General features: G+C 45.6%; 39 protein-coding genes. 34 read left to right on the forward strand and 5 right to left on the reverse strand.

Translation table 11 applies throughout. From position 1 onward, the window contains the following. Positions 1 to 101 precede the first annotated feature (101 nt). The 28 genes from rpsJ (at position 102) to rplQ (ending at position 13,763) form a co-directional block, all read left to right on the forward strand. Positions 102 to 413, forward strand: a complete 312-nt coding sequence (rpsJ, locus tag VER99_RS01320) for a 30S ribosomal protein S10 (RefSeq protein WP_004410492.1) — start codon at positions 102 to 104, stop codon at positions 411 to 413. A 14-nt stretch (positions 414 to 427) separates the two neighbouring features. After that, a complete protein-coding gene (gene rplC, locus VER99_RS01325; RefSeq protein ID WP_014230663.1) occupies positions 428 to 1,057 on the forward strand; it encodes a 50S ribosomal protein L3 in 630 nt (209 codons plus the stop codon). 17 nt (positions 1,058 to 1,074) lie between these two features. Further along, positions 1,075 to 1,677, forward strand: coding sequence for a 50S ribosomal protein L4 (rplD, locus tag VER99_RS01330; protein ID WP_014230664.1), 603 nt, complete (start codon positions 1,075 to 1,077; stop codon positions 1,675 to 1,677). Continuing rightward, complete coding sequence (gene rplW, locus VER99_RS01335; RefSeq protein ID WP_004398471.1) at positions 1,674 to 1,976, forward strand: 50S ribosomal protein L23; 303 nt, start codon at positions 1,674 to 1,676, stop codon at positions 1,974 to 1,976. Before rplD ends, rplW begins: the two co-directional genes overlap by 4 nt. 15 nt (positions 1,977 to 1,991) lie before the next feature. Then, the gene (rplB, locus tag VER99_RS01340; protein ID WP_014230665.1) at positions 1,992 to 2,816 is read left to right on the forward strand and encodes a 50S ribosomal protein L2; all 825 of its coding nucleotides are present in this window, start codon (positions 1,992 to 1,994) and stop codon (positions 2,814 to 2,816) included. A gap of 21 nt (positions 2,817 to 2,837) precedes the next feature. After that, positions 2,838 to 3,116: a 30S ribosomal protein S19 gene (rpsS, locus tag VER99_RS01345; protein ID WP_004394525.1), complete on the forward strand. Its 279-nt coding sequence runs from the start codon at positions 2,838 to 2,840 to the stop codon at positions 3,114 to 3,116. Positions 3,117 to 3,126: 10 nt separating this feature from the next. After that, a complete protein-coding gene (gene rplV / locus VER99_RS01350) occupies positions 3,127 to 3,459 on the forward strand; it encodes a 50S ribosomal protein L22 (protein WP_014230666.1) in 333 nt (110 codons plus the stop codon). Between the two features lie 18 nt (positions 3,460 to 3,477). Next, a complete protein-coding gene (gene rpsC, locus VER99_RS01355) occupies positions 3,478 to 4,176 on the forward strand; it encodes a 30S ribosomal protein S3 (RefSeq protein WP_014230667.1) in 699 nt (232 codons plus the stop codon). 11 nt (positions 4,177 to 4,187) lie between these two features. After that, positions 4,188 to 4,598 (forward strand): 50S ribosomal protein L16, encoded by a 411-nt coding sequence (gene rplP, locus VER99_RS01360; protein WP_005379577.1) that lies wholly within the window; start codon positions 4,188 to 4,190, stop codon positions 4,596 to 4,598. Further along, positions 4,598 to 4,789: a 50S ribosomal protein L29 gene (gene rpmC / locus VER99_RS01365; protein ID WP_005379576.1), complete on the forward strand. Its 192-nt coding sequence runs from the start codon at positions 4,598 to 4,600 to the stop codon at positions 4,787 to 4,789. Before rplP ends, rpmC begins: the two co-directional genes overlap by 1 nt. Further along, a complete protein-coding gene (gene rpsQ, locus VER99_RS01370; RefSeq protein WP_005379575.1) occupies positions 4,789 to 5,043 on the forward strand; it encodes a 30S ribosomal protein S17 in 255 nt (84 codons plus the stop codon). The genes rpmC and rpsQ overlap by 1 nt, the downstream gene beginning before the upstream one ends. A 163-nt stretch (positions 5,044 to 5,206) precedes the next feature. Continuing rightward, on the forward strand, positions 5,207 to 5,578 hold the full coding sequence (gene rplN / locus VER99_RS01375; RefSeq protein ID WP_004410450.1) for a 50S ribosomal protein L14: 372 nt from the start codon (positions 5,207 to 5,209) through the stop codon (positions 5,576 to 5,578). Positions 5,579 to 5,591: 13 nt separating this feature from the next. Then, positions 5,592 to 5,909: a 50S ribosomal protein L24 gene (gene rplX / locus VER99_RS01380; protein WP_014230668.1), complete on the forward strand. Its 318-nt coding sequence runs from the start codon at positions 5,592 to 5,594 to the stop codon at positions 5,907 to 5,909. A 24-nt stretch (positions 5,910 to 5,933) separates the two neighbouring features. Next, positions 5,934 to 6,473, forward strand: a complete 540-nt coding sequence (gene rplE / locus VER99_RS01385) for a 50S ribosomal protein L5 (protein ID WP_005455660.1) — start codon at positions 5,934 to 5,936, stop codon at positions 6,471 to 6,473. Between the two features lie 17 nt (positions 6,474 to 6,490). After that, positions 6,491 to 6,796, forward strand: a complete 306-nt coding sequence (gene rpsN, locus VER99_RS01390) for a 30S ribosomal protein S14 (protein WP_004745888.1) — start codon at positions 6,491 to 6,493, stop codon at positions 6,794 to 6,796. A gap of 29 nt (positions 6,797 to 6,825) precedes the next feature. Beyond that, complete coding sequence (rpsH, locus tag VER99_RS01395; RefSeq protein WP_005450567.1) at positions 6,826 to 7,218, forward strand: 30S ribosomal protein S8; 393 nt, start codon at positions 6,826 to 6,828, stop codon at positions 7,216 to 7,218. Positions 7,219 to 7,231: 13 nt separating this feature from the next. Next, complete coding sequence (gene rplF, locus VER99_RS01400; RefSeq protein WP_014230669.1) at positions 7,232 to 7,765, forward strand: 50S ribosomal protein L6; 534 nt, start codon at positions 7,232 to 7,234, stop codon at positions 7,763 to 7,765. A gap of 9 nt (positions 7,766 to 7,774) precedes the next feature. Next, positions 7,775 to 8,128, forward strand: a complete 354-nt coding sequence (gene rplR, locus VER99_RS01405) for a 50S ribosomal protein L18 (protein WP_005435088.1) — start codon at positions 7,775 to 7,777, stop codon at positions 8,126 to 8,128. Positions 8,129 to 8,142: 14 nt separating this feature from the next. After that, complete coding sequence (rpsE, locus tag VER99_RS01410; protein ID WP_004745894.1) at positions 8,143 to 8,646, forward strand: 30S ribosomal protein S5; 504 nt, start codon at positions 8,143 to 8,145, stop codon at positions 8,644 to 8,646. 7 nt (positions 8,647 to 8,653) lie between these two features. Then, positions 8,654 to 8,830 (forward strand): 50S ribosomal protein L30, encoded by a 177-nt coding sequence (gene rpmD / locus VER99_RS01415; protein WP_000201159.1) that lies wholly within the window; start codon positions 8,654 to 8,656, stop codon positions 8,828 to 8,830. A 5-nt stretch (positions 8,831 to 8,835) separates the two neighbouring features. Beyond that, entirely contained in the window at positions 8,836 to 9,270 is a 435-nt protein-coding gene (rplO, locus tag VER99_RS01420) for a 50S ribosomal protein L15 (protein ID WP_005383155.1), read from the forward strand. Positions 9,271 to 9,290: 20 nt separating this feature from the next. Continuing rightward, on the forward strand, positions 9,291 to 10,625 hold the full coding sequence (secY, locus tag VER99_RS01425; RefSeq protein WP_014230670.1) for a preprotein translocase subunit SecY: 1,335 nt from the start codon (positions 9,291 to 9,293) through the stop codon (positions 10,623 to 10,625). Positions 10,626 to 10,663: 38 nt separating this feature from the next. Beyond that, on the forward strand, positions 10,664 to 10,777 hold the full coding sequence (rpmJ, locus tag VER99_RS01430; RefSeq protein WP_000868186.1) for a 50S ribosomal protein L36: 114 nt from the start codon (positions 10,664 to 10,666) through the stop codon (positions 10,775 to 10,777). A 149-nt stretch (positions 10,778 to 10,926) separates the two neighbouring features. Beyond that, entirely contained in the window at positions 10,927 to 11,283 is a 357-nt protein-coding gene (gene rpsM / locus VER99_RS01435) for a 30S ribosomal protein S13 (RefSeq protein ID WP_005383154.1), read from the forward strand. 18 nt (positions 11,284 to 11,301) lie between these two features. Then, on the forward strand, positions 11,302 to 11,691 hold the full coding sequence (gene rpsK / locus VER99_RS01440) for a 30S ribosomal protein S11 (protein WP_001118870.1): 390 nt from the start codon (positions 11,302 to 11,304) through the stop codon (positions 11,689 to 11,691). Between the two features lie 27 nt (positions 11,692 to 11,718). Next, positions 11,719 to 12,339 carry a 30S ribosomal protein S4 gene (rpsD, locus tag VER99_RS01445; RefSeq protein ID WP_014230671.1) on the forward strand — a complete coding sequence of 207 codons (621 nt, stop codon included), beginning with the start codon at positions 11,719 to 11,721 and terminating at the stop codon, positions 12,337 to 12,339. A 24-nt stretch (positions 12,340 to 12,363) separates the two neighbouring features. Then, positions 12,364 to 13,356 carry a DNA-directed RNA polymerase subunit alpha gene (locus VER99_RS01450; protein WP_014230672.1) on the forward strand — a complete coding sequence of 331 codons (993 nt, stop codon included), beginning with the start codon at positions 12,364 to 12,366 and terminating at the stop codon, positions 13,354 to 13,356. A 26-nt stretch (positions 13,357 to 13,382) separates the two neighbouring features. Then, positions 13,383 to 13,763: a 50S ribosomal protein L17 gene (gene rplQ / locus VER99_RS01455; RefSeq protein WP_005383141.1), complete on the forward strand. Its 381-nt coding sequence runs from the start codon at positions 13,383 to 13,385 to the stop codon at positions 13,761 to 13,763. 169 nt (positions 13,764 to 13,932) lie between these two features. Here the strand turns inward: rplQ and VER99_RS01460 are convergent, their stop codons facing one another. Together VER99_RS01460 and VER99_RS01465 are read right to left on the reverse strand one after the other, a co-directional pair. Continuing rightward, positions 13,933 to 14,409 carry a DUF2780 domain-containing protein gene (locus tag VER99_RS01460; RefSeq protein ID WP_020335805.1) on the reverse strand — a complete coding sequence of 159 codons (477 nt, stop codon included), beginning with the start codon at positions 14,407 to 14,409 and terminating at the stop codon, positions 13,933 to 13,935. Positions 14,410 to 14,553: 144 nt separating this feature from the next. Then, complete coding sequence (locus VER99_RS01465; RefSeq protein WP_014230674.1) at positions 14,554 to 15,174, reverse strand: FKBP-type peptidyl-prolyl cis-trans isomerase; 621 nt, start codon at positions 15,172 to 15,174, stop codon at positions 14,554 to 14,556. Between the two features lie 230 nt (positions 15,175 to 15,404). Between VER99_RS01465 and VER99_RS01470 the strand changes: the two genes are divergently transcribed. Continuing rightward, on the forward strand, positions 15,405 to 16,004 hold the full coding sequence (locus VER99_RS01470; RefSeq protein ID WP_020335806.1) for a LysM-like peptidoglycan-binding domain-containing protein: 600 nt from the start codon (positions 15,405 to 15,407) through the stop codon (positions 16,002 to 16,004). A gap of 89 nt (positions 16,005 to 16,093) precedes the next feature. Here the strand turns inward: VER99_RS01470 and VER99_RS01475 are convergent, their stop codons facing one another. Beyond that, positions 16,094 to 16,555 carry a GNAT family N-acetyltransferase gene (locus VER99_RS01475; protein WP_020335807.1) on the reverse strand — a complete coding sequence of 154 codons (462 nt, stop codon included), beginning with the start codon at positions 16,553 to 16,555 and terminating at the stop codon, positions 16,094 to 16,096. A 146-nt stretch (positions 16,556 to 16,701) separates the two neighbouring features. Between VER99_RS01475 and dbpA the strand changes: the two genes are divergently transcribed. Then, positions 16,702 to 18,081, forward strand: coding sequence for an ATP-dependent RNA helicase DbpA (gene dbpA / locus VER99_RS01480; RefSeq protein WP_020335808.1), 1,380 nt, complete (start codon positions 16,702 to 16,704; stop codon positions 18,079 to 18,081). Between the two features lie 54 nt (positions 18,082 to 18,135). Here dbpA and VER99_RS01485 read toward each other — a convergent pair whose 3' ends face one another. After that, a complete protein-coding gene (locus VER99_RS01485) occupies positions 18,136 to 18,708 on the reverse strand; it encodes a Crp/Fnr family transcriptional regulator (protein WP_020335809.1) in 573 nt (190 codons plus the stop codon). Positions 18,709 to 18,825: 117 nt separating this feature from the next. Beyond that, positions 18,826 to 20,787: a bifunctional 2',3'-cyclic-nucleotide 2'-phosphodiesterase/3'-nucleotidase gene (locus tag VER99_RS01490; RefSeq protein ID WP_020335810.1), complete on the reverse strand. Its 1,962-nt coding sequence runs from the start codon at positions 20,785 to 20,787 to the stop codon at positions 18,826 to 18,828. Positions 20,788 to 21,050: 263 nt separating this feature from the next. Between VER99_RS01490 and cobA the strand changes: the two genes are divergently transcribed. The 4 genes from cobA (at position 21,051) to VER99_RS01510 (ending at position 26,309) form a co-directional block, all read left to right on the forward strand. Then, positions 21,051 to 21,926 carry a uroporphyrinogen-III C-methyltransferase gene (gene cobA / locus VER99_RS01495; protein WP_020335811.1) on the forward strand — a complete coding sequence of 292 codons (876 nt, stop codon included), beginning with the start codon at positions 21,051 to 21,053 and terminating at the stop codon, positions 21,924 to 21,926. Between the two features lie 58 nt (positions 21,927 to 21,984). Further along, on the forward strand, positions 21,985 to 22,893 hold the full coding sequence (gene cysD, locus VER99_RS01500; RefSeq protein ID WP_014230681.1) for a sulfate adenylyltransferase subunit CysD: 909 nt from the start codon (positions 21,985 to 21,987) through the stop codon (positions 22,891 to 22,893). 18 nt (positions 22,894 to 22,911) lie between these two features. Continuing rightward, positions 22,912 to 24,342 (forward strand): sulfate adenylyltransferase subunit CysN, encoded by a 1,431-nt coding sequence (gene cysN, locus VER99_RS01505; protein WP_014230682.1) that lies wholly within the window; start codon positions 22,912 to 22,914, stop codon positions 24,340 to 24,342. Between the two features lie 242 nt (positions 24,343 to 24,584). Further along, positions 24,585 to 26,309 carry an SLC13 family permease gene (locus VER99_RS01510; protein ID WP_020335812.1) on the forward strand — a complete coding sequence of 575 codons (1,725 nt, stop codon included), beginning with the start codon at positions 24,585 to 24,587 and terminating at the stop codon, positions 26,307 to 26,309. The last annotated feature ends 7 nt before the right edge of the window (positions 26,310 to 26,316 follow it).

Here is a 26,316-nt window from a genome sequence, read left to right on the forward strand (position 1 = left end):
GGATGCTACGGTTTCACATAAATCAATCGGCATTCTCTCGTCTTGACGAGTTTGAGTGGCGATATTGTTTGTGTAATTTATTTAATTTGGAGCTCTGTCTCATGCAGAACCAACGTATCCGTATCCGCCTAAAAGCTTTCGATTACAAACTAATCGACGCTTCTACAGCGGAAATCGTTGAAACAGCTAAGCGCACTGGCGCACAGGTTCGTGGTCCAATCCCACTACCAACTCGTAAAGAGCGTTTCACAGTTCTTATCTCTCCACACGTTAACAAGAAAGCACGTGACCAGTACGAAATCCGTACTCACAAGCGTCTAATCGACATCGTTGAGCCAACAGACAAAACTGTTGATGCTCTAATGCGTCTAGACCTTGCTGCGGGCGTTGACGTTCAAATTAGCCTAGGTTAAGGGAGATTAGAAGAATGATTGGTCTAATCGGTCGTAAAGTGGGCATGACCCGCGTATTTACTGAAGACGGCGTTTCTATCCCAGTAACTGTTGTTGAAGTTGAAGCTAACCGCGTTTCTCAAGTGAAAACTCTAGAAACTGACGGCTACGCTGCAATCCAGGTTACTGCTGGTGCAAAGAAAGCTAACCGCGTAAACAAAGCTGAAGCAGGTCACTTTGCTAAAGCTGGCGTTGAAGCTGGTCGCGGTCTTTGGGAATTCCGTTTAGAAAACGGCGAAGAGTTTGAAGTTGGTTCTGAACTAACTGTTGAACTATTCAACGAAACTAAGAAAGTAGACGTTACTGGTACATCTAAGGGTAAAGGCTTCCAAGGCGCTGTTAAGCGTTGGAACTTCCGTACTCAAGATATGACTCACGGTAACTCATTGTCTCACCGTGCTCCTGGTTCTATCGGTCAATGTCAGACTCCAGGTCGCGTATTTAAAGGCAAGAAAATGGCAGGTCACATGGGTGCAGAGCGTGTAACGACTCAAAACCTAGAGATCGTACGTGTTGACGCTGAGCGCAACCTGCTTCTTATTAAAGGTGCAGTCCCAGGCGCAACTGGCGGCAACGTGATCGTTAAACCAGCTGTTAAAGCATAACGTCTCAGGAGTAAGTAATGGAACTAATGGTTAAAGGTGCTGATGCACTAACTGTTTCCGAAACTACTTTCGGACGTGAGTTTAACGAAGCTCTTGTACACCAAGTAGTTGTTGCGTACGCAGCAGGTGCTCGTCAAGGTACTCGTGCTCAAAAAACACGTTCAGAAGTTTCTGGCGGTGGCGCTAAGCCATGGCGTCAAAAAGGTACTGGCCGTGCGCGTGCTGGTACAATCCGTAGCCCAATCTGGCGCTCGGGTGGTGTTACTTTTGCTGCGAAACCACAAGATCACAGCCAAAAAGTAAACAAGAAAATGTACCGCGGTGCTATGAAGAGCATTCTTTCTGAGCTTGTTCGTCAAGAGCGTCTAATCGTTGTTGATAACTTCTCAGTTGAAGCACCAAAGACTAAAGAGCTAGTTGCTAAGCTTAAAGAGCTTGAGCTAACTGACGCTCTAATCGTGACTAGCGAAGTAGATGAGAATCTATTCCTAGCGGCTCGTAACCTATACAAAGTTGACGCACGTGACGTAGCTGGTATTGATCCAGTTTCACTAATCGCGTTCGACAAAGTTGTAATGACTGCTGAAGCAGTTAAACAAGTTGAGGAGATGCTAGCATGATCACTGAAGAGCGTATCCTAAAAGTTCTACGTGCACCGCACATCTCTGAAAAAGCAACTATGGCAGCTGAGAAAGCGAACACTATCGTTTTCAAAGTAGCTAAAGATGCAACTAAAAAAGAGATCAAAGCAGCTGTAGAAAAGCTATTTGAAGTTGAAGTTAAGTCTGTAAATACTCTTATCACTAAGGGTAAGACCAAACGTCAAGGTCTACGCCAAGGTCGCCGCAGCGACGTTAAGAAAGCGTACGTTACTTTGAAAGAAGGTCAAGATCTTGACTTCGTTGGCGGCGCGGAATAACAGGAGTAGTTAAAAATGGCTATTGTTAAATGTAAGCCGACTTCCCCTGGTCGTCGTCACGTTGTTAAAGTTGTTAACGCTGACCTACACAAGGGCAAGCCATACGCACCTCTTCTAGAGAAAAACTCTAAGAATGGTGGTCGTAACAACAACGGTCGTATCACAGTACGTCATATCGGCGGTGGTCACAAGCATCACTACCGTGTAATTGACTTCAAACGTACTAAAGACGGTATCCCAGCGACAGTTGAGCGTCTTGAATACGATCCAAACCGTAGCGCAAACATTGCTCTAGTTCTTTACAAAGACGGTGAGCGTCGCTACATCCTAGCACCTAAAGGTGTTGTAGCTGGTGATGTTGTTCAGTCTGGTGTTGATGCACCTATCAAAGCTGGTAACACTCTACCAATGCGTAACATCCCAGTAGGTTCAACAGTACATAACGTTGAACTTAAGCCTGGTAAAGGTGGTCAGCTAGCTCGTTCAGCTGGTGCTTACGCTCAAATCGTTGCTCGCGACGGTACGTACGTAACTATCCGTCTACGTTCTGGCGAAATGCGCAAAGTTCTTTCTGAAGGCCGTGCAACAATCGGTGAAGTTGGTAACTCTGAGCACATGCTACGTGAACTTGGTAAAGCTGGTGCTACTCGCTGGCGCGGTGTTCGTCCAACCGTTCGCGGTGTGGTAATGAACCCGGTTGATCACCCACACGGTGGTGGTGAAGGTCGTACTTCTGGTGGCCGTCATCCAGTATCTCCTTGGGGTATGCCAACTAAAGGCTACAAGACTCGTAAGAACAAACGCACTGACAAGTACATCGTACGTCGTCGTAACAAGTAATCTATATAAAGAGGAATCGCCATGCCACGTTCTCTCAAGAAAGGTCCTTTTATTGACCTACACTTGCTGAAGAAGGTAGAGAAAGCGGTGGAAAGCGGAGACAAAAAGCCTATTAAGACTTGGTCCCGTCGTTCAATGATCATCCCTACGATGATCGGTTTGACCATCGCTGTCCATAATGGTCGTCAGCACGTACCAGTATTTGTAACTGATGAAATGATCGGTCACAAACTGGGTGAATTCGCACCTACACGTACTTACCGCGGTCACGCTGCGGATAAGAAAGCTAAGAAGCGCTAAGGAGTAGATAATGGAAGCAATTGCTAAACATAACTTTGCTCGCATTTCGCCTCAGAAAGCTCGCTTAGTTGCGGATCAAATCCGTGGTAAATCTGTTGACCAAGCTCTAGAAATCCTAACTTTCAGCAACAAAAAAGCTGCTGAACTAGTTAAGAAAGTTCTTGAGTCTGCTATCGCTAACGCGGAGCACAACGAAGGTGCAGATATTGACGATCTGAATGTCGCAAAAATCTTTGTAGATGAAGGCCCAACCATGAAGCGTATTATGCCTCGTGCTAAAGGTCGTGCGGATCGTATCTTGAAGCGTTCAAGCCACATCACTGTTGTTGTAGCAGATCGCTAGAGACTAGGAGAGTAAGCAATGGGTCAAAAAGTACATCCTAATGGTATTCGTCTAGGCATCGTTAAGCCTTGGAATGCTACATGGTTTGCTAACACCAAAGATTTCGCTGACAACCTAGACGGCGACTTCAAGGTACGTCAGTTCCTTACAGGTGAACTGAAAAAAGCGTCTCTATCACGTATCGTTATCGAGCGTCCTGCTAAGAGCATCCGTGTGACTATTCACACTGCTCGTCCAGGCGTTGTTATCGGTAAGAAAGGTGAAGACGTAGAGAAGCTACGCGCAGCTGTAGCTAAAATTGCAGGTGTACCAGCGCAAATTAACATCGCTGAAGTACGTAAGCCTGAACTAGATGCGCAACTTGTTGGTGACAGCATCGCGTCTCAGCTAGAGCGTCGTGTTATGTTCCGTCGTGCTATGAAGCGCGCGGTACAAAACGCAATGCGTCTAGGCGCTAAAGGTATCAAAGTGGAAGTAAGTGGTCGTCTAGGCGGCGCTGAAATCGCACGTTCTGAGTGGTACCGTGAAGGCCGTGTGCCTCTACACACTCTACGTGCTGACATTGATTACGCAACTTCTTCGGCTCACACTCAATACGGTGTGATCGGCATTAAAACTTGGATCTTCAAAGGTGAGATCCTAGGTGGTATGCCAGCAGCTAACGCTGTAGAGCCTAAAGGCGACAAGCCTAAGAAGCAGCGTAAAGGCCGTAAGTAAGGAGTCGACAGATGCTACAACCTAAACGTACTAAGTTCCGTAAGGTTCAGACTGGTCGTAACCGTGGTCTAGCTAAAGGTACTGATGTAAGCTTCGGCGAATTCGGTCTTAAAGCTGTTGGCCGTGGTCGTCTAACTGCTCGTCAAATCGAAGCGGCACGTCGTGCAATGACACGTCACGTTAAGCGTCAAGGTAAAATCTGGATCCGTGTGTTCCCAGACAAACCAATCACAGAAAAACCACTTGAAGTTCGTCAAGGTAAGGGTAAAGGTAACGTTGAGTACTGGGTAGCCCAAATCCAACCTGGTAAGGTTATGTACGAAATGGGTGGTGTACCTGAAGAATTGGCACGTGAAGCGTTCCGTCTTGCGGCACGTAAACTGCCTTTCAAAACTACATTTGTAACTAAGCAGGTGATGTGATGAAAGCACAAGATCTACGCGAGAAAAGCGTTGAAGAGCTTAACGCTGAGCTAATGAATTTGCTACGTGAACAGTTCAACTTGCGCATGCAAGCTGCAACTGGTCAACTACAGCAAACTCATACTCTGAAAGCTGTACGCCGTGATATCGCACGTGTGAAAACTGTTTTGACTGAGAAGGCAGGCGCATAATGAGCGAAGTAAAACGTACTCAACAAGGTCGTGTTGTTAGCGATAAGATGGACAAGTCTATCACTGTTGCTATCGAGCGTTTCGTAAAACACCCTATCTACGGTAAATACGTTAAACGTACGACTAAAGTACACGCACATGACGAGAACAACGAGTGTGGCCTAGGCGACACAGTTGAAATCGCAGAGTGTCGTCCACTGTCTAAGACTAAGTCTTGGACTTTGGTAAAAGTTCTAGAAAAGGCGAAGATTTAATCTCGTTAATTCTATGAAACTAAAGCGGCTCCAAAATATTTTTTGGAGCCGTTTATTTTTTGACTACCCAATCACAAAAAAGGGTGGTACAATTCGCGTCCCTTTTAAAGAGGCAGCCCGACCCGTGATGGGTCTAGTTATTAATATTTAGCGGAGCACTAACATGATCCAAATGCAAAGTATGCTGGACGCAGCTGATAACTCAGGCGCACGCAGCGTAATGTGTATTAAGGTTCTGGGTGGCTCTCACCGCCGTTATGCACATATCGGTGACGTCATCAAAGTTACTGTGAAGGAAGCAATTCCTCGCGGTAAAGTAAAAAAAGGTGATGTTCTGAAGGCGGTGGTAGTGCGCACCCGTAAAGGCGTACGTCGTCCTGACGGTTCTGTCATTCGCTTCGACCGAAATGCTTGCGTATTGTTGAACGACAATACAGAGCAACCAATCGGTACACGTATCTTTGGTCCTGTGACACGCGAACTTCGTGGCGATAAGTTCATGAAGATCGTTTCACTGGCTCCAGAAGTTCTGTAAGGAGCACGTAGAAATGGCAGCTAAAATCCGTCGTAACGACGAAGTAATCGTTCTTGCTGGTAAAGACAAAGGCAAGAAAGGTAAAGTAACTAAGGTTCTAGCAACCGGTAAAGTTATCGTTGAAGGTATCAACCTTGTTAAGAAGCACCAAAAGCCGGTTCCGGCTCTAGGTCAACAAGGTGGCATCGTTGAACAAGAAGCAGCAATTGATGCTTCTAACGTTGCAATCTTTAACGCAGCTACTGGTAAAGCTGACCGTATCGGTTTCCGTTTTGAAGATGGTAAGAAAGTTCGTTTCTTTAAGTCTAACGGCGAAACCGTTTCTAACTAATTAGAAGTAATTTGGAGTTCTACTATGGCGAAACTGCATGATTACTACAAGTCGTCTGTAGTCGCTGAACTGACCAAACAGTTTAGCTACACAAGCGTCATGCAAGTCCCTAGAATCGAGAAAATCACCCTAAACATGGGTGTTGGTGAAGCAATCAACGATAAGAAACTGCTAGAAAATGCAGCGTCTGATATGGCAACGATCTCTGGTCAAAAGCCACTTATCACAAAAGCGCGCAAATCTGTTGCAGGTTTCAAAATCCGTGAAGGCTACCCTATCGGTTGTAAAGTAACCTTGCGTGGCGAACGTATGTGGGATTTTCTTGAGCGTTTAATTAACATCGCTCTTCCACGTGTACGTGACTTCCGTGGCGTTAGCGCTAAGTCTTTTGACGGACGCGGTAACTACAGCATGGGCGTTCGCGAGCAAATCATCTTCCCGGAAATCGACTTTGATAAAGTTGATCGAGTACGCGGTCTAGACATCACTATTACGACGTCTGCTGGTACTGATGAGGAAGGCCGTGCTCTGCTGGCTGCCTTTAACTTCCCATTCCGTAAGTAAGGTGAAGGGTTACTGTTATGGCTAAAAATTCAATGAAAGCACGTGAAGCAAAACGTGCAAAGCTAGTAGCTAAGTTCGCTGAAAAGCGTTCAGCGCTAAAAGCTATCATTAGCGATGTAAACGCATCTGAAGAAGATCGTTGGAATGCAGTTCTTAAATTGCAATCTCTTCCACGTGATTCAAGTGCATCACGTCAGCGCAACCGTTGCAACCAAACTGGTCGTCCACACGGTTACCTACGTAAGTTCGGTCTAAGCCGTATTAAGGTTCGTGAAGCTTGCATGAAAGGCGAGATTCCGGGTCTTCGTAAGGCTAGCTGGTAATTGCCACTTAATCATTTGGAGTAAATCATATGAGCATGCAAGATCCGATTTCGGATATGCTGACCCGCGTTCGTAACGGTCAGGCAGCAAACAAAGTTGCTGTAAAAATGCCTTCTTCAAAGCTTAAAGTTGCAATTGCTGCACTACTAAAAGCTGAAGGTTACATCGTTGACTTCGCTGTTGAAGGCGAAGCAAAACCTGAGCTAGAAGTTACACTTAAGTACTTCCAAGCTAAACCAGTAATCGAGCAACTTAAACGTGTTTCTCGTCCAGGTCTACGTGTTTACAAGAAGAAAGATCAACTTCCTTCTGTAATGGGTGGTCTTGGTATTGCTATCGTTTCTACTTCCAAGGGTCTTATGTCAGACCGCGCTGCACGTAAAGCAGGTCTTGGTGGTGAAATCATCTGCTACGTAGCTTAATAAGGAGTAGACTATGTCTCGTGTTGCAAAAGCACCTGTCGCTATTCCAGCTGGCGTAGAGGTGAAACTAAACGGCCAAGAAATCACTGTAAAAGGTGCTAAAGGCGAACTAACTCGCGTTCTTAACGATGCAGTTGTTATCGCTCAGGAAGAAAACAACCTAACTTTCGGTCCTAAAGAAGGTGTTGTTAACGCTTGGGCACAAGCAGGTACTGCTCGTGCACTAGTAAACAACATGGTTGTTGGTGTTACTGAAGGCTTTACTAAGAAGCTAACTCTTAAAGGTGTTGGTTACCGTGCTGCTATCAAAGGCAACGCTGTAGGTCTAACACTAGGCTTCTCACACCCAGTTGAGCACGAGTTGCCAGCGGGTATTAAAGCTGAATGTCCAAGCCAAACTGAAATTGTGATCACTGGTGCTGACAAGCAACTAGTTGGTCAAGTTGCGGCTGACATTCGTTCTTACCGTCAACCTGAGCCTTACAAAGGTAAAGGTGTTCGTTACGCAGATGAAAATGTGCGTACTAAAGAAGCTAAGAAGAAGTAAGGTAACACTATGGATAAGAAAGCATCTCGCATCCGTCGTGCTACACGTGCACGTCGTAAGATTGCAGAACTGGGTGCGACTCGCCTAGTTGTACACCGTACTCCTCGTCACGTGTACGCACAGGTTATCGCGGCTAATGGCTCTGAGGTTATCGCAGCAGCTTCTACTGTAGAAAAAGCGATCCGTGAGCAAGTGAAATACACTGGTAACGTTGATGCAGCTAAAGCAGTAGGTAAAGCTGTTGCAGAGCGCGCTCTTGAAAAAGGCGTAACTGCAGTTGCATTTGATCGTTCTGGTTTCCAATACCACGGTCGAGTAGCGGCGCTAGCAGAATCTGCTCGCGAAGCTGGTCTGAAATTCTAAGGTAGGGTTGGAAGATGGCTAAAGAACAACAAGTTCAAGCGAATGATTTGCAAGAAAAATTAATCGCAGTTAACCGTGTTTCTAAAACGGTTAAAGGTGGTCGAATCATGAGCTTCACTGCACTAACAGTAGTTGGTGACGGTAATGGTCGTGTAGGTTTCGGTTACGGCAAAGCTCGTGAAGTACCTGCAGCGATTCAAAAAGCAATGGAAAAAGCGCGTCGTAACATGACTACGATCGCTCTAAACGAAGGCACTCTTCACCACCCAGTGAAAGGTCGCCACTCGGGCTCTAAAGTTTACATGCAGCCTGCTGCAGAAGGTACTGGTGTTATCGCAGGTGGTGCGATGCGTGCAGTACTAGAAGTTGCTGGTGTACACAACGTACTATCTAAAGCATACGGTTCTACGAACCCTATCAACATCGTTCGTGCTACGATCGATGCACTAGGTAGCATGAAGTCACCAGAAATGGTTGCTGCTAAACGTGGTCTAACTGTTGAATCTATTTCGGAGTAAGAACACCATGGCAACTATTAAAGTAACTCAAACTAAAAGCTCAATTGGTCGTCTACCTAAGCACAAAGCTACTTTGCGCGGTCTAGGTCTTCGTAAAATCAACCACACAGTAGAACTTGAAGATACTCCGTGCGTACGCGGTATGATCAACAAGGTTTACTACATGGTTAAAGTTGAGGAGTAATCAGAATGCGTTTGAATACTCTAGCACCGGCTGCTGGCGCGAAAACTTCTGCGAAGCGAGTAGGTCGTGGTATCGGTTCAGGCCTAGGTAAAACTGGTGGCCGTGGTCACAAAGGTCAAAAATCACGTTCTGGCGGCAGCGTTCGTCCAGGTTTCGAAGGCGGTCAGATGCCTCTGAAACAACGTCTACCAAAATTCGGTTTCACTTCTCGTAAGAGCCTAGTGTCTGCTGAAGTTCGTCTAGCTGAGCTAGCGAAAGTTTCTGGTGACGTAGTTGATCTTAACAGTCTTAAAGCTGCTAACATCATCACTAAGAACATCGAATTCGTAAAAGTTGTTCTTTCTGGTGAAATCAACAAAGCAGTGACTGTAAAAGGTCTACGTGTGACTAAAGGCGCTAAAGCTGCAATCGAAGCTGCAGGCGGTAAAATCGAGGAATAATCTCGAGGAACGAGGTACAGATGGCTAAGAAACCAGGACAAGATTTTCGTAGTGCTCAGAGCGGCTTAAGTGAGCTGAAGTCGCGCTTATTATTCGTAATTGGTGCACTTTTAGTATTCCGAGCAGGCTCTTTTGTGCCGATCCCTGGTATTGACGCTGCTGTACTTGCCGAATTGTTCGACCAGCAAAAAGGTACCATCGTAGAAATGTTTAACATGTTCTCCGGTGGTGCTCTTGAGCGTGCATCTATATTAGCATTGGGCATCATGCCGTATATTTCGGCATCTATTGTTGTCCAATTGCTAACTGTAGTTCATCCAGCGTTAGCTGAACTCAAAAAAGAGGGTGAAGCAGGCCGTCGTAAGATAAGCCAATACACACGCTACGGCACGCTTGTACTTGCAACCTTCCAGGCTATAGGTATTGCAACGGGCTTACCAAACATGGTCGATAATCTGGTTGTTATCAACCAAACCATGTTTACGCTTATTGCTACCGTAAGTTTAGTAACCGGCACCATGTTCCTAATGTGGTTAGGTGAACAAATTACAGAGCGTGGAATTGGTAACGGTATTTCGTTACTAATTTTTGCAGGTATTGTTGCTGGATTGCCTTCTGCAATCGGTCAAACAATCGAGCAAGCGCGTCAAGGTGAATTGCATGTACTTCTTCTGTTGCTAATCGCGGTATTGTCTTTTGCAGTCATTTACTTCGTTGTTTTCATGGAGCGTGGTCAACGTCGAATCGTTGTTAACTACGCGAAGCGTCAACAAGGTCGTAAAGTATTTGCTGCACAAAGCTCGCATCTGCCACTTAAAATTAATATGGCAGGTGTTATTCCAGCGATTTTCGCATCAAGCATTATCCTGTTCCCAGGAACACTGGCTCAGTGGTTTGGTCAGAACGGTGAGAGCAGCGCGTTCGGTTGGTTAACTGACGTGTCTTTGGCTCTTAGCCCAGGTCAACCGCTGTATGTAATGCTTTATGCAGCAGCAATTATCTTCTTCTGTTTCTTCTACACAGCGTTGGTTTTCAACCCTCGCGAAACAGCAGATAACTTGAAGAAGTCAGGTGCATTCGTACCCGGCATCCGCCCAGGTGAGCAGACAGCGAAATACATTGATAAAGTGATGACACGTCTTACCCTTGCAGGTGCACTGTACATTACCTTTATCTGTCTGATTCCCGAGTTCATGATGGTCGCGTGGAACGTACGTTTCTACTTCGGCGGTACATCACTACTAATCGTAGTGGTTGTAATTATGGACTTTATGGCACAGGTACAGACTCATATGATGTCTCAACAGTATGATTCTGTGTTGAAGAAAGCGAATCTGAAAGGCTACGGCCGTTAATCCGGCGGTAGACTCAGTTTCATTTACGGAGTTTAGCAATGAAAGTTCGTGCTTCCGTTAAAAAAATCTGCCGTAACTGTAAAGTAATCAAGCGTAACGGTGTCGTTCGCGTGATTTGCAGTGAGCCAAAGCACAAACAGCGCCAAGGCTAATTAGCAGAAATTTTTACTTGAAAACGAAGGTTAGGTCGAGTATATTCCTCGGCCTACCTTTTGCGTGCAAAAGAAGTAGTACTCCGCAGCGTATCCATAACGGGCTTTGCTGCGGCTAATTCTTTTATAGAAACACTTAGGAGTGAATAATGGCCCGTATAGCAGGCATTAACATTCCTGATCAGAAGCATGCTGTAATCGCACTAACTGCGATCTACGGCATCGGTAAAACTCGCTCTCAAGCTATCCTAGCTGAAGTGGGTATTGCTGAAAATGTTAAGATCAGTGAACTAACTGAAGAGCAGATCGATCAACTGCGTGATGGTGTAGCTAAGTACACTGTAGAAGGTGATCTACGTCGTGAAGTATCTATGAACATCAAGCGTCTTATGGACCTTGGCTGTTACCGTGGTCTTCGTCATCGTCGCAGTCTACCACTACGTGGACAGCGTACTAAAACCAACGCTCGCACTCGTAAGGGTCCGCGTAAGCCGATCAAGAAATAATCGGGAAGGTAGAGTACAATGGCTAAACAACCAACTCGCGCTCGTAAGCGCGTACGCAAGCAAGTTGCAGATGGCGTTGCGCACATCCATGCTTCTTTCAATAACACAATCGTAACCATTACTGACCGTCAAGGTAACGCTCTTGCATGGGCTACTGCAGGTGGTTCTGGTTTCCGTGGTTCTCGTAAGTCTACTCCGTTCGCTGCACAGGTTGCTGCTGAGCGTTGTGCTGAAATGGCTAAAGAATACGGCCTAAAGAACTTGGAAGTTATGGTTAAGGGTCCAGGTCCAGGTCGCGAATCAACTGTTCGTGCACTGAACGCTGCTGGTTTCCGCATCACAAACATCGTTGATGCTACACCAATCCCTCATAACGGTTGTCGTCCACCTAAGAAACGTCGCGTATAACGTTTCTAGGACAATTGGAGAAGAATCATGGCAAGATATTTGGGTCCTAAGCTGAAGCTTAGCCGTCGTGAAGGCACTGACTTATTCCTTAAGTCTGGTGTTCGCGCGATCGATACCAAGTGTAAAATTGATAACGCACCAGGTGTACACGGCGCTCGTCGCGGTCGTCTATCTGAGTATGGCGTTCAGCTTCGTGAGAAGCAAAAAGTTCGTCGTATGTACGGCGTTCTAGAAAAACAATTCCGTAACTACTACAAAGAAGCTGCTCGCCTAAAAGGCAACACTGGTGAAAACCTACTTCAGCTTCTTGAAGGTCGTCTTGATAACGTAGTTTACCGCATGGGCTTTGGTGCAACTCGCGCAGAAGCACGTCAACTAGTTAGCCACAAAGCTATCCTAGTAAACGGTAAAGTTGTAAACGTTCCTTCTTTCAAAGTAGCGGCTAATGACGTTGTTTCTATCCGCGAGAAAGCTAAACAGCAATCTCGTATCAAAGCTGCTCTAGAAGTTGCTGAACAACGTGAAAAACCAACTTGGATTGAAGTAGATGGTGGCAAGATGGAAGGTACATTCAAGCGTATGCCTGAGCGTTCTGATCTATCAGCTGACATCAACGAACAATTGATCGTCGAGCTTTACTCTAAGTAAGGTTTAAACTAAAGAGAGGACACAATGCAGGGTTCTGTAACAGAATTTCTTAAGCCACGTCTAGTTGACATCGAACAAATCAGCTCGACTCACGCAAAAGTAACTCTTGAGCCATTAGAGCGTGGCTTTGGTCATACTCTGGGTAATGCACTTCGCCGCATTCTTCTATCTTCTATGCCTGGTTGTGCAGTGACAGAAGTAGAGATTGAGGGCGTACTTCACGAATACAGCACTAAAGAAGGCGTACAAGAAGATATTCTTGAAATCCTTCTAAACCTTAAAGGTTTGGCAGTGCGTGTGGCTGAAGGCAAAGATGAAGTGTTCATTACTTTGAACAAATCAGGCTCGGGCCCTGTGGTTGCAGGTGACATCACCCATGATGGTGATGTAGAGATCGCTAACCCTGAACACGTTATTTGTCACCTAACTGATGACAATGCTGAAATCGCTATGCGTATTAAAGTAGAACGTGGTCGTGGTTACATTCCAGCTTCTGCGCGTATCCATACTGAAGAAGACGAGCGTCCAATCGGTCGCCTACTAGTAGATGCTACTTACAGCCCAGTAGACAAAATTGCCTACGCTGTAGAAGCAGCTCGTGTAGAACAGCGTACTGATCTAGACAAGCTTGTTATCGATATGGAAACAAACGGTACTCTAGAACCTGAGGAAGCAATCCGTCGTGCAGCTACTATCCTAGCTGAACAATTGGATGCATTCGTAGATCTTCGTGATGTACGTGTTCCTGAGGAGAAGGAAGAGAAGCCAGAATTCGATCCGATCCTACTGCGTCCTGTAGACGATCTTGAACTAACAGTTCGCTCTGCTAACTGTCTGAAAGCAGAAGCGATTCACTACATCGGTGATCTAGTACAACGTACTGAGGTAGAGCTACTTAAAACGCCTAACCTTGGTAAAAAATCTCTTACTGAGATTAAAGACGTACTTGCGTCACGTGGTCTGTCTCTGGGCATGCGCCTAGAAAACTGGCCACCTGCATCAATCGCTGAAGATTAATCGATACTAGTTAGAAGGATTAGGTCATGCGCCATCGTAAGAGTGGTCGTCAACTCAACCGCAACAGCTCACATCGCAAAGCGATGTTCAGCAACATGGCTAGCTCTCTAGTACGTCATGAAGTTATCAAGACTACTTTGCCAAAAGCAAAAGAGCTACGTCGCGTAGTTGAGCCTTTGATTACACTAGCTAAGACTGACAGTGTTGCTAACCGTCGTCTAGCATTTGCACGTACTCGTGACAACGAAGTAGTTGCAAAACTATTTAACGAACTAGGTCCACGTTTTGCTGCTCGTCAGGGCGGTTACACTCGTATCCTAAAAGCTGGCTTCCGTGCTGGTGACAAAGCTCCAATGGCTTACATTGAGCTTGTAGATCGCCCAGCTGCTGAAGAAGCTGCTGAGTAATCAGTTCGTAAGAACGAAAAAGCCGAGCGTTAGCTCGGCTTTTTTGTATCTATAACTTTTCAAATAAGTAAAAAACTAAGCGCGTTATAACTTTTGTGACGTTAAGAAATTCACTCTAGTTAGAATCTTGAATAACAACGCTTAGCTCTTATTACTTCGTAACTCTTACTTATTCACCAGACCATAAACCAGTTAAAGAGTCGAGCAAGCCTGTGCTTGCGCCCTGTTCGCTTAGGTATTGCAGAATAACTGGCGCAAACTGGCTAATCATCGAAGCATCAAGTCCTAGCGTATCAAATGCACTTTGTACCGCACTTAGGCTTTCGACATTACCTAACAAGCTTTGTGCTCCGCTCAGGCTAGATAGTCCAGGAATAAGGGACGCTAACTCACTGCTATTTTCACCAGACAGTTGGCTTTGTGCCAGCGCTAGTAATGCACTGCTGCCACCTGCAGCTTGTTCAGTGGATACTGGTAATTGACTTGTCAGCAATTCAGTTAATGGTGAAGACTCGGTACTTAAACTTTTACCGACCATGTCCATCAGTCCGCTCTCGTTACTTTTTTCTACTACTGAATCAAGGAAAGCATGTGCACTGCCGATATTCATCGATAGCAGTGCTAGAGTTAGGAGTGTTTTACGCATAGTACCTCCAACGGTTGAGCGTGTTTTTAATTATTAGGTCGTTAGAGTGACAGTTTATGTTTAAGAGAACAACGACTTTTAACTTAAACAAAAAAAGCGGCGCAAGAGCGCCGCTTTAGAAACCGTAATTGAAATGAATTTCAATTATAGGATATCTAGTAGTTCTACTTCGAATACTAGTGCTGCGAATGGAGGGATTGCAGCACCTGCGCCACGCTCACCGTACGCAAGATCTTGTGGTACGTATAGTTTCCACTTAGAACCAACTGGCATTAGTTGTAGTGCTTCAACCCAACCTTTAATTACGCCCGTTACTGGGAACTCAGCTGGTTGACCGCGAGAAACAGAGCTGTCAAATACAGTGCCGTCTGTTAGCTCACCGTGGTAGTGAACACGTACAGATTTGTCTGCTGTTGGGATTTCGCCAGTACCTTCAGAGATAACTTCGTACTGTAGGCCAGATTCTAGAACTTTAACTTCTGGGCGTAGAGCGTTGTCTTTTAGGAACGCTTCGCCATCAGCTGCTGCAGCTTTAGCTGCTTCTTGACGAACTGCTTCAGCGCGAGTGTGTAGCTCTTGTAGCGCTTTGTTGATTTCGTCGATTTCAATTGCTGGCATGTCACCAACTAGTGCAGTAGCAATACCTGCTGCGATTGCATCAACGCTAAGACCTTCTAGACCAGAACCTGCTAGTTGCTGACCCATTTGCAGACCTATGCCGTAGCTTGCTTTTTGTTCTGCAGTTTCAAATTTAATTTCAGACATAAATGTCGCTCTTATTAGGAGTGTTAAAGGTCACAGGATATCAGTTTCGAGCTAAGGTTTAAATGATTGGCTCAGATTGTCTCGTCTGACCATTGAGGGTGTGACTTATCTCTTACTCCAAGTGAATTTTCTGCTAATTTAATCCAAATTCCATTTTACTTGAGTGAAAAACATATACTCTCCGCGCTGGTATTTTTATACTGGCAGTAAGCATTAAGGGGTCTATCGCAATGAATCGTCGCAGAAAGAAAAAGCAGCAAGTCGACTACGTCGAGTTGATCAAACAAAAATACGCTGCTATCGACTGGAAGCAGCCGTTCGACAAAACTAAGTGGTTAGAACGCGTACAGCCAGTTACTGCGTTTTGGCAACGTCTACCTAAATTCCATCAACGAGCATTGATGGTGTTGGTGCCACTGCTGCTTTTGATTCTAATTGTCCCGATGCCAAAGAAAACCGAAGAGTTAGTTGAGCAAACTCAGTCTGTTGATCATCAACGTGTTGCGATTAATTTGAACACCCAAAGTTTGAGCCAGCAACGCACGTCCCAGAACTCTGGTCCAAAGTCTGAAAATTGGAAAGAGTATCAAGTGAAGAATGGCGACACGCTTGCGCAGGTTTTCCGTAATAACCAGTTGTCTATGGCTGATCTCAGCTCGTTGGTCAAAATTGAGGGTAGCGACAAGCCACTGAGTCATATCAGGCAGGGACAGTTGATTCGCTTTAAGTTCTCTGATGATGGTCAGCTTGATATGTTACAGCTCGAAAAGGGCGACCATTCGGTTATGTTCTTCCGCTTATCTGATGGAACCTTCGGACGCAATAAATAGCTATATCGGCTAAAAGACATGTTGTAAAAAAGACGCGCTCAAGTCGCGTCTTTTTTGTTGGAAGATAGCTGGAAGGTCATTGTCTCGGGTTACTTCGTCGCTGCTTCTCTACGCATGTCGACATGTGGAATACCATCTTCAAGGTAGCTGTCTGAAATGACATTAAACCCGTGGCGTGAGTAGTACTCAATGAGGTGTTCCTGAGCGCCAATATCGATGGTTTGTTCAGGCCAAAGTGCTTCACACTGTGTTAGTGCTTCTTCGAGCAGTTTATGACCTAATCCTCCGCCGCGAGCCGTCTTTTTAGTAACGACGCGACCAATACTGACGTTGTCGTAGGTTGTTCCAGCCGGTAATAAGCGAGCGCAAGCAACTAATTCATCATTGTGATAGCCGAGCAGGTGATAGACTCCGTCCAGTGTGTCTTTGCCATCTAGCTCCGGATATGGGCAGGTTTGCTCTACAACAAACACATCGACACGTAATCTCATTAGCTCGTAGAGTTGTAGTGTGGTCAGTTGAGCGAAAGGCAAAGTCATCCAGGTAAGCATTTCTCTATTCCGTTATTTATTTTGTGTTACTGACTTTACTCGGTTTTCTGCTAATACTCATTAACAATGGTTAATTTTAACTGGTCTTCCTGACAAATCTGGCGATAATGTGCCCTCTTTTTCATCCCACCTGAGGATATTCCCCTGTGAGCAAACAAACTTTTGACCACGTAGGGCTAAGCCCGGCGTTACTCGCGACGCTTGATTCAATGAATTACACCCACATGACGCCAATTCAGGCATTAAGCTTGCCGGCGATCCTGAACCAGCGTGATGTGATTGGTCAGGGTAAAACTGGCTCGGGCAAAACCGCTGCGTTTGGTCTTGGGGTTTTATCTAACCTAAATGTGAAGCGATTCCGTGTGCAGTCTTTGGTGTTATGTCCCACACGTGAACTGGCTGATCAGGTGGCGAAAGAAATCCGCACTTTAGGGCGTGGTATCCATAACATTAAAGTTCTGACATTGTGTGGCGGTATGCCAATGGGACCACAAATTGGTTCACTGGAGCATGGCGCTCATATTCTGGTTGGCACTCCTGGGCGTATTCTTGATCACCTTGAGAAAGGCCGAATTGATCTTTCTGAGCTCAATACGCTGGTACTGGATGAGGCTGACCGCATGCTAGACATGGGCTTCCAGGATGCGCTGGACGCTATCATTGATGCAGCGCCGAAAAAACGTCAAACGTTGCTTTTCAGTGCCACTTTCCCTGAAAAAATCGAGCAAATTGCCCAACGTATCATGCAGTCACCTGAGATGATCAAAGTGGAATCGACACACGATACCTCGAGCATCGCCCAGTATTTCTACAAAGTCGAAGGCTCGGAAGCGCGTGATGAAGCATTGGCAAACCTTCTTCTTACTTATCAACCTGAATCTGCGGTTGTATTCTGTAACACCAAAAAAGAAGTGCAGAGTGTGGCGGATGAGCTGCATCACCGTGGCTTCAGTGTGATTGATCTTCATGGTGACTTAGAACAGCGTGAGCGCGATCAGGCCTTGGTTCAGTTCGCGAATAAGAGCGTTTCTATTCTGGTTGCAACAGACGTTGCGGCGCGCGGCTTGGATGTTGATAACCTGGATGCAGTATTTAACTTTGAATTGTCTCGCGACCCAGAAGTACACGTGCATCGCATTGGTCGTACAGGCCGAGCGGGCAGTAAAGGTTTGGCGTTCAGCTTCTTTGGTGAGAAAGATGGTTTACGTGTTGCACGTATCGAAGAATATTTAGATATGGATATCCTTCCTGCGACATTGCCAGAGAAATCAAAACAACAGCCTTACCAAGCAAAAATGGTGACGATAAATATCGACGGTGGCAAAAAACAAAAAGTGCGTCCGGGCGATATCCTAGGCTGTTTAACCGGGAAAAATGGTATTCCGGGAGCTCAAGTGGGCAAAATTCATTTGTTCCCAATGCGTGCTTATGTGGCGGTAGAGAAGTCTGCGGCGAAGAAAGCTCTGCAAACCATCAGCACGGGTAAGATGAAAGGACGTCAGTTCCGAGCTCGTCTTCTTAAATAAGTATTTAATTTTAAGTAAAGGCTCTTCTCTTGAAGAGCCTTTTTTGTTTTTGGCTTACTGGTTGTCTTTTGCTAACCGCGTTTTAATTCTGCTCAAACTGATGGCTGTAATCCCTAGATAGGCGGCAATTTGGCTATCGGTAATTCGTTGTTCTAAATCGGGGTAGTGCTGGCAGAACAACTGATAACGTTCTTCCGGCGAGTAAAGCAGCATAAAGCGTTCTTTGTGCTCTTTATTTAGCAACTGTGTTTCCAGCAGTTTGAGATAAATAGAATGCTTGTCTGAACGCCAACGGTGAAGTGTCTCGATAGGTAAGCAAAATAAACGACAGGCAGTGAGTGTTTCCAATAAATAGAGAGAAGGCTGGTTGTTGATGACGCTTTCGAAACCAATTACCCAGTCTTTTTCCCAATAGAATTCTTTACTGAATTCCTTACCTTGTTCAGTGAGGTAGCTAGCATGGCATAGTCCCTCGAGAATGAAATAGATATGCGAGCCAAATTCTCCCTGATTGCAGAGAATATGTCTGGTCGGCAATTCGAGTTCTTGCCCATGCTCTATCAGTTGTGCGGCTTCTTGTTCGGAAAAGCCATTTTTAGTCAGGTCAGAAAATACGTCGTTTGGCATCAAGGGGAGAAAAGTCTAAAAGTCGTTGATACATTCTAACGTTTCTTGCTCAACAACAGAAAGTCGCTTAATAAAAAAAGCGGCCCTGAAGAGCCGCTAATAGCTATAGAACCTTGATTACTGGTTCAGATTAATTTGATAGATTGCAAAGCCGATTTCATCGGTCGCCACTTGCTTCATCGGGTATTGCGCTTTGTCTTTGATGAACTTCGCTGCTTTATCACTTGGTGAAGTCTCAAAGCGAATATCCAGTGGTTTGTCCGATTTAATTGGCGCGAATGACCAGTTGTTGTCTGCACTTGGTGTGACTTCGCCGTGTTCTTCACTGACTCGTGAAATATAAGCCGCCACGACCGAACGGTTTTCATCTGGTGAGTCAAACGCGATAAAGTCTGGCCCTGTACCTGGGAAGGTGTTGCTGTATGCTCGGTAGTTGTTGGTGGCGATAAGGAAGTCTTGTTTAGGATCGAGTGGTTTGCCGTTGAAAGTCAGATTCACAATACGCTGTGAATCTGGGTTTATCTCTTTACAGCCTGCATCATACTTAGGTGCTTTGGTTACATCGATTTGATAATTAACCCCGTCAATCACGTCGAAGTTGTAGGTACGGAAATTATCCCAGTCAATCAGAGACTGAGGTTGGGTGTTAGCAACATCAATCTGATTAAACTGACCAGCGCTGCACTCTAACCATTCCTGAACTTGTTCGCCTTTCACTTTTAGCGCGACCAGCGTATTTGGGTATAAATACAGATCGGCAGCGTTACGGAAAGTCAGCTGACCTGATTCCACTTCCGTAAAGTTATTGGGATCGTTTTTACGGCCGCCGGCTTTAAATGGCGCAGCTGCACTGAGTACAGGAATGCCTTCTAAATCCGGGTCGCCCTGAATAAATCGTTCAACATAATCTTTTTGCGCTAAATTCACGATTTGGATCGTCGGGTCGTCCTGAACCAAAGACAGGAAGCTGTACATCACGTCATTAGCCTTACCAATCGGTTGATTAACGAATTCGCGAGTTCCTTTATGGTCATCTTCTAATGCCTTTACGATGTCCGGGTCAGCTTCTGCCAAAGATGCCTTGTTGGCCTTATCAAAGATTGGACGTGCTTCAGATTGCCCGTCAACCACGTGCCATTTGTCATCTTTTTGTTTTAGGACCAAGTCCATGACGCCGACATGACTTCCCCAGCGGCCTGGCATCACCGCAGTTACACCATTAATAGTGCCACTCTTATTGTCTACACCTTGCAGGTTTTCAAACCCTTTTCCTGGGAAGACTGCATGAGAGTGACCAAAAGCAATCGCATCAATCCCTTCAACCTGGGTTAAGTAGTAAACCGAGTTTTCTGCCCCTAGCTTATATGGATCTGTCGAAACGCCAGAGTGGGGGATGGCCACAATCACGTCTGCGCCTTCCGCTTTCATTTGAGGGACAAGCTTCTGCGCGGTTTCTTTAATGTCTTTGGCGAAGACTTTTCCTTCCAGGTTCTTTTTATCCCAGACCATGATCTGCGGCGGCACAAAACCGATGTACCCGACCTTGATTTGGTGCGTTTCACCATCTGTGTCTTTCATGGTGTAGGTTTTGATTAGATAAGGTTTGAACAAGTGCTCACCGGTTTCTTTATCAAAGACGTTGGCGTTGATGTAGGGGAAGTTGGCACCTGCGAGCGCTTTTTGCAAAAAGTCCAAACCGTAGTTGAATTCATGGTTACCGATATTGCCGACCTCATAATGAAGTTGGTTCATGGCTTTGTAGACGGGGTGAATTTCGCCATCTTCAATCCCTTTTGCCGCCATATAGTCACCCATAGGGCTGCCCTGAATGAGGTCACCATTATCCACTAACACGTTGTTTACGGATTCTGATTGAGCTTGTTTAACCAGAGTAGCGGCTCGGCTTAGACCAATTTGCTGAGACGGCTGGTCTTTGTAGTAGTCGTAGTCCATTACGTTGGTGTGAATGTCAGTCGTTTCGATGATGCGTAGCTTGATCGTGTCAGCCATTGCTGGTCCGGCAAGCGTTAACATTCCGCTCAAAACCGCGACGGAAATAGGATTAACAGCCAATTTCATTAGGTGCTCCAATTCAAGGGGTAAAAGATAAATGTAACGAAATTCTTTGCAACATGATGATTTAAGTGCAGAAAATTGTGAACAAACGCATTTTACTGAACCCTTTTCATATAAAACGCCCGCTTTTTCACGCTTTTGAATGAGACCAAACAAAAACTTCTTAGCAGATTTTTGAATAAAAAATGAAATTTTAGAATTTCAGGTAATATAAACGCCCCGCCATAATGCACGCATACCAAAATCTATGGACGATGAGCAAACACATGGCAGCGAAAGATACAGTCACCACTTTTCCCACATCAAAGCCTCGTTTGGTTTCTGATAACCCAACGGCAGTGACAACGCGATTTGCAAAGCGCTCACTGCAGCCTGGTGAAGTTGCACTCGTTGGTGCGGGTCCGGGTGACCCTGAACTTTTGACTGTCAAAGCACTGAACTGCTTACAGCAAGCCGATGTAGTTTTGTATGACTACCTTGTTTCTGAAGAGATCATGGCGTTGATCCCAAGCGATACTATCTTGGTTTGTGTTGGCAAGCGCGCTGGACACCATAGCGTACCGCAAGAGAAAACCAATCAACTGCTGGTAGATTTCGCTCAACAAGGATACCGAGTTGTACGAGTAAAAGGTGGCGATCCATTTGTGTTTGGTCGTGGTGGTGAAGAGCTCGAAGTTCTGGCTGATGCAGGTGTGCGCTTTCAGGTTGTGCCTGGCATTACCGCGGCGGCTGGAGCAACAGCTTATGCTGGGATTCCTCTGACTCACCGTGATTACGCTCAATCAGCCATTTTTGTCACTGGCCACTTGAAAGAAGAAAGTGATGAGATGGATTGGTCGACACTGGCTCGCGGCAATCAGACTTTAGTGATCTACATGGGGCTGATGAAATCACACTATATTCAGAGTCAGCTTATTAAACATGGTCGCTCAGCCTCAACACCGATAGCTATTATCGAACGTGGTACGCAAATAGAACAGAAAGTATTTACGGGAGAATTGTCCCAACTATCTGATTTATCGAAGGACGCTCAATCTCCTTCTTTAATCGTGGTAGGTGAAGTGGTGCGATTGTCTCAAAAGTTAGACTGGTTTTTGTCTAGTACTGAAATCAACAAAAGTGCTATTGCCAACTCCATATAATTTCAGTCCAAAGATTAGAGACGTAATGCGCCTTCAAGCTTAAAAGGAAATACAAAACATGGACCAACAACGTTTAACTCACCTTAAACAACTCGAAGCGGAGAGTATTCATATTATCCGTGAAGTTGCGGCTGAGTTTGGTAACCCAGTCATGATGTATTCGATTGGTAAAGACTCATCAGTGATGTTGCACCTAGCGCGTAAAGCGTTTTACCCGGGCAAAATCCCGTTCCCACTTTTGCATGTCGATACGGACTGGAAATTCCGCGAGATGATTGAGTTCCGTGACCGTACTGCAGAAAAATACGGTTTTGAGCTTTTGGTTCACAAGAACCCAGAAGGTCTTGCGATGGGTTGTAGCCCATTTGTTCACGGTTCTTCAAAGCACACTGACATCATGAAGACTCAAGGTCTTAAGCAAGCACTAAACAAATACGGTTTTGATGCGGCTTTCGGTGGTGCGCGTCGTGATGAAGAAAAATCACGTGCGAAAGAGCGTGTGTATTCATTCCGCGATAAGAACCATACGTGGGATCCAAAAAACCAACGTCCAGAGCTTTGGAAAACCTACAACGGTCAGGTGAACAAAGGCGAGAGCATTCGTGTGTTCCCTCTATCAAACTGGACAGAACTGGATATTTGGCAATACATCTATCTAGAAAATATTGAGATCGTACCGCTTTACCTTGCTGACAAGCGTCCGGTTGTCGAGCGCGATGGCATGTTGATCATGGTTGATGATGACCGCATGGAAATTCAGCCAGGTGAAGTAGTAGAAGAGAAGAGTGTTCGTTTCCGTACTTTAGGTTGCTACCCGTTAACCGGCGCGATCGAATCCGAAGCCAATACGCTGACGGGCATCATTGAAGAGATGCTGGTGGCGACATCGAGTGAGCGTCAAGGGCGAGCGATCGACCATGATCAATCAGGATCGATGGAACTTAAAAAACGTCAAGGTTACTTCTAAAGGATCTAAGGAAAGATAATGAACAGTGCAGTTGAAGCTCAATTAGCCGAGCTTGGTATCGAAGGCTATTTAACACAACACCAGTACAAGTCTTTACTTCGATTTCTGACTTGTGGTTCTGTTGATGACGGTAAGAGTACCCTTATTGGTCGCTTACTCCATGACTCAAAACAAATTTATGAAGATCAACTAGCGGCAGTGCACTCAGACAGCCAACGCGTAGGTACAACAGGTGAGAAGCCTGATTTAGCCCTACTTGTTGATGGTCTGCAGGCAGAGCGCGAGCAGGGTATCACTATCGATGTAGCTTACCGTTACTTCTCTACACAGAAGCGTAAGTTCATCATTGCTGATACTCCAGGGCATGAGCAATACACTCGAAACATGGCAACAGGCGCTTCGACGTGTGATTTAGCCGTGATTCTGGTTGATGCACGTAAAGGCATTCTTGATCAGACTCGTCGTCACTCATTCATTTCAAACCTATTGGGCTTGAAGCATTTCGTTGTTGCAATCAACAAAATGGACTTGGTTGACTACTCGCAAGCACGTTTTGAAGAGATTCGTGATGAGTACCTTGAGTTCTCTGAAAAGCTGACCGGTGATATTGATATTCAAATTATTCCGATTTCAGCACTTGAAGGCGATAACGTGGTCGACAAAGGTGAAAACCTGGATTGGTTTGAAGGTCCGTCACTGCTTGAGCTACTGGAAAACGTTGATATTGACCACGAGAAAGGCAGCGGTGAATTCCGTTTCCCGGTTCAGTACGTTAACCGTCCTAACCTAGATTTCCGTGGTTTCGCTGGCACGATTTCTTCAGGTTCAGTGAAAGTGGGAGACAAGATCAAAGCGCTTCCATCAGGCAAAACGTCGACAGTTGCACGAATCGTAACTTTCGATGGCGATATCGAAGAAGCACGCGCAGGTCTTGCAGTAACGCTGACTTTGAACGACGAAATCGATATTAGCCGTGGTGATTTGATTGTTTTAGAAAATGCTCAGGTAGAAACCACAAACCATCTTCTTGCAGACGTTGTGTGGATGACTGAACAGCCACTTCAACCAGGTCGTGATTACGATATTAAGATCGCGGGCAAGAAAACTGTTGGTCACGTTGAGACTATTCGCCATCAATACGACATCAACAACCTTTCTAGCCATAGTGCGGCTGAGTTGCCACTGAATGGTATTGGTTTGTGTGAGTGGTCATTGAACGAGTCTGTTGCACTTGATAATTACCAAGATTGTGCAGACACGGGTGGTTTCATCATTATCGACCGTCTGACTAACGTTACTGTTGGTGCCGGTATGGTGAAAGAAAGCCTGGCATTGGTAGAGCGTGATCTGACTGACATCTCTGCATTTGAACTGGAGCTTAATGCACTGGTTCGCAAACACTTCCCGCATTGGGAAGCTAAAGACCTAAGCCAATTACTTAAAAAGTAATTGCTGTTCCTGAGCAGTGAAGGAGCCAATGTTGCCTCTTTTCTGCTCAGGTTTTTAGCCCGACTGAGTTGCGAAATGCAGTCAGGCTCTTTCCCCCAGAAACCAGAATGCACGATGAAGTGTGAGTCATTCTGGCTTTCTTTTTCGCTTGCTTTGCTCTGGTTACTTATTTTCTCGCTCTGCAACATTTGATGTGCAGTCGCTGTTTTCGCCCTGTTCGGGCTATTTGGTAAGGAAAGGCTATGTGGGAACAAGGATTTGTATTAGCGATTTTGCTTGGCATTATCACTTGTTTGCTTGTCACGAAAATTAAGCCTAGTTATGTTTTTGCTGGTGCAGCCTTTATTTCGTTTCTAGCTGGTATGATGGATTTGACATCCATTGCCTCTAACTTTACCAACTCGTCATTACTAACCTTAGTGTTACTAATACTTGCGTCGTGTGCCTTAGAAAAAACGCTTCTTATCAGCTGGGTCAGTCGCAGTATCTCAGAAGGACAATTAGGTAGTGTTATCGCTAAGTTGGGACTCTCTACGGCGTTGCTATCATCGTTTACCAATAATACGGCTGTTGTCGTATCTCTGATTGGCGCTATCAAACGAAACCAGCAGCATGCGCCGTCAAAGCTATTAATCCCACTTTCATACGCGGCTATTTTGGGCGGCACATTGACCTTGATCGGTACGTCGACCAATCTCATCATCAATAGCTTCGTGGAAGATGCAGGCTTACCTAGCTTAGGGTTCTTTACCCCGACGCTGATTGGTTTAGCAGTTCTGGCTGGTGGCTTACTGATCTTGATTCCACTGAGCTACCTGCTGCCGAATTATGATGATCAAACTCAGGAAGATCTGCCTTATTTCCTTGAATCACGCGTTGAGCTGGGCTCGCCATTGGTTGGGCGCACGGTTAGCGAAAATAATTTACGAGCGTTACGTAAACTGTTTTTGGCAGAAGTCATACGCGATGGCGTTACTGTCTCGTCAGTCGGGCCTGAGTTTGTGCTTAATGCAAAAGACCGCTTACTGTTTTGTGGCGATGTCGAAAGTGTCGCGACGTTGCAGGAAATCCCTGGCCTGACGCTGTTTGGTCATCAGCACTTGAATGGACAAAACTTCCGAGAAGTTGTCGTCAGTTCTTCGGCTACTTTTTGTCATAAAACGCTGAAAGAGAGCCGATTTCGTGACCGTTTTGATGCGGTTGTTGTCGCTATCCGCCGTGGCCATGAGCGACTAGAAGGCGGGTTGGGCAGTATTAAACTCGCCCCGGGTGACACCTTAGTGTTGGTTCCGGGTAAGCGATTTGAATCTGAGCGTCGTGCGCATCGTAAAGAGTTCGTATTGGTTCATGATTTGGACTCGAGCGCACGTCTGGACGCAAACAAATCTTCTATTGTATTGCTTGGTTTCGCGGCAGTCATTGGCTGTGCGTTACTGGATCTGGTGCCAATCATAAAAGGGCTGGCGGTTTACATTTTATCCCTGCTGGCATTTGGCATTGTGCAAGTTTCTGAACTTCGCCGACGTTTTCCGATCGACATTGCTGTGATTGTTGGCTCTGCGCTTTCCATAGCTCAACTAATGATCTCCTCGGGGTTATCCGTCAGGATGGGTGAGATGTTTATCCAGGCCTTTAATGGCTGGGGCGTTTTCGGCGCGCTGGTGGCGACGTATATCATGACGCTGGTGTTAACTGAATTAGTCACCAATAACGCAGCTGCAGCGCTCTCTTTTCCTATCGGCTACAGTATGGCGATAGGATATGGCGTCGATCCAATGCCATTTATTATGGCGGTACTGTTTGGCGCAAGTGCGAGCTTTATTTCTCCCTACGGTTATCAAACTAACTTGTTGGTTTACAGCGTAGGTAATTACAAATTGACCGATTATGTGCGAATTGGTGTGCCGATTTCTATTGTGTATTCCGTATTAGTACTGACACTGATTCCGGTCTTCTTTCCGTTTTAATTCCGAT

The sequence above is a fragment of the Vibrio natriegens NBRC 15636 = ATCC 14048 = DSM 759 genome (assembly GCF_035621455.1).
GTDB lineage: Bacteria > Pseudomonadota > Gammaproteobacteria > Enterobacterales > Vibrionaceae > Vibrio > Vibrio natriegens.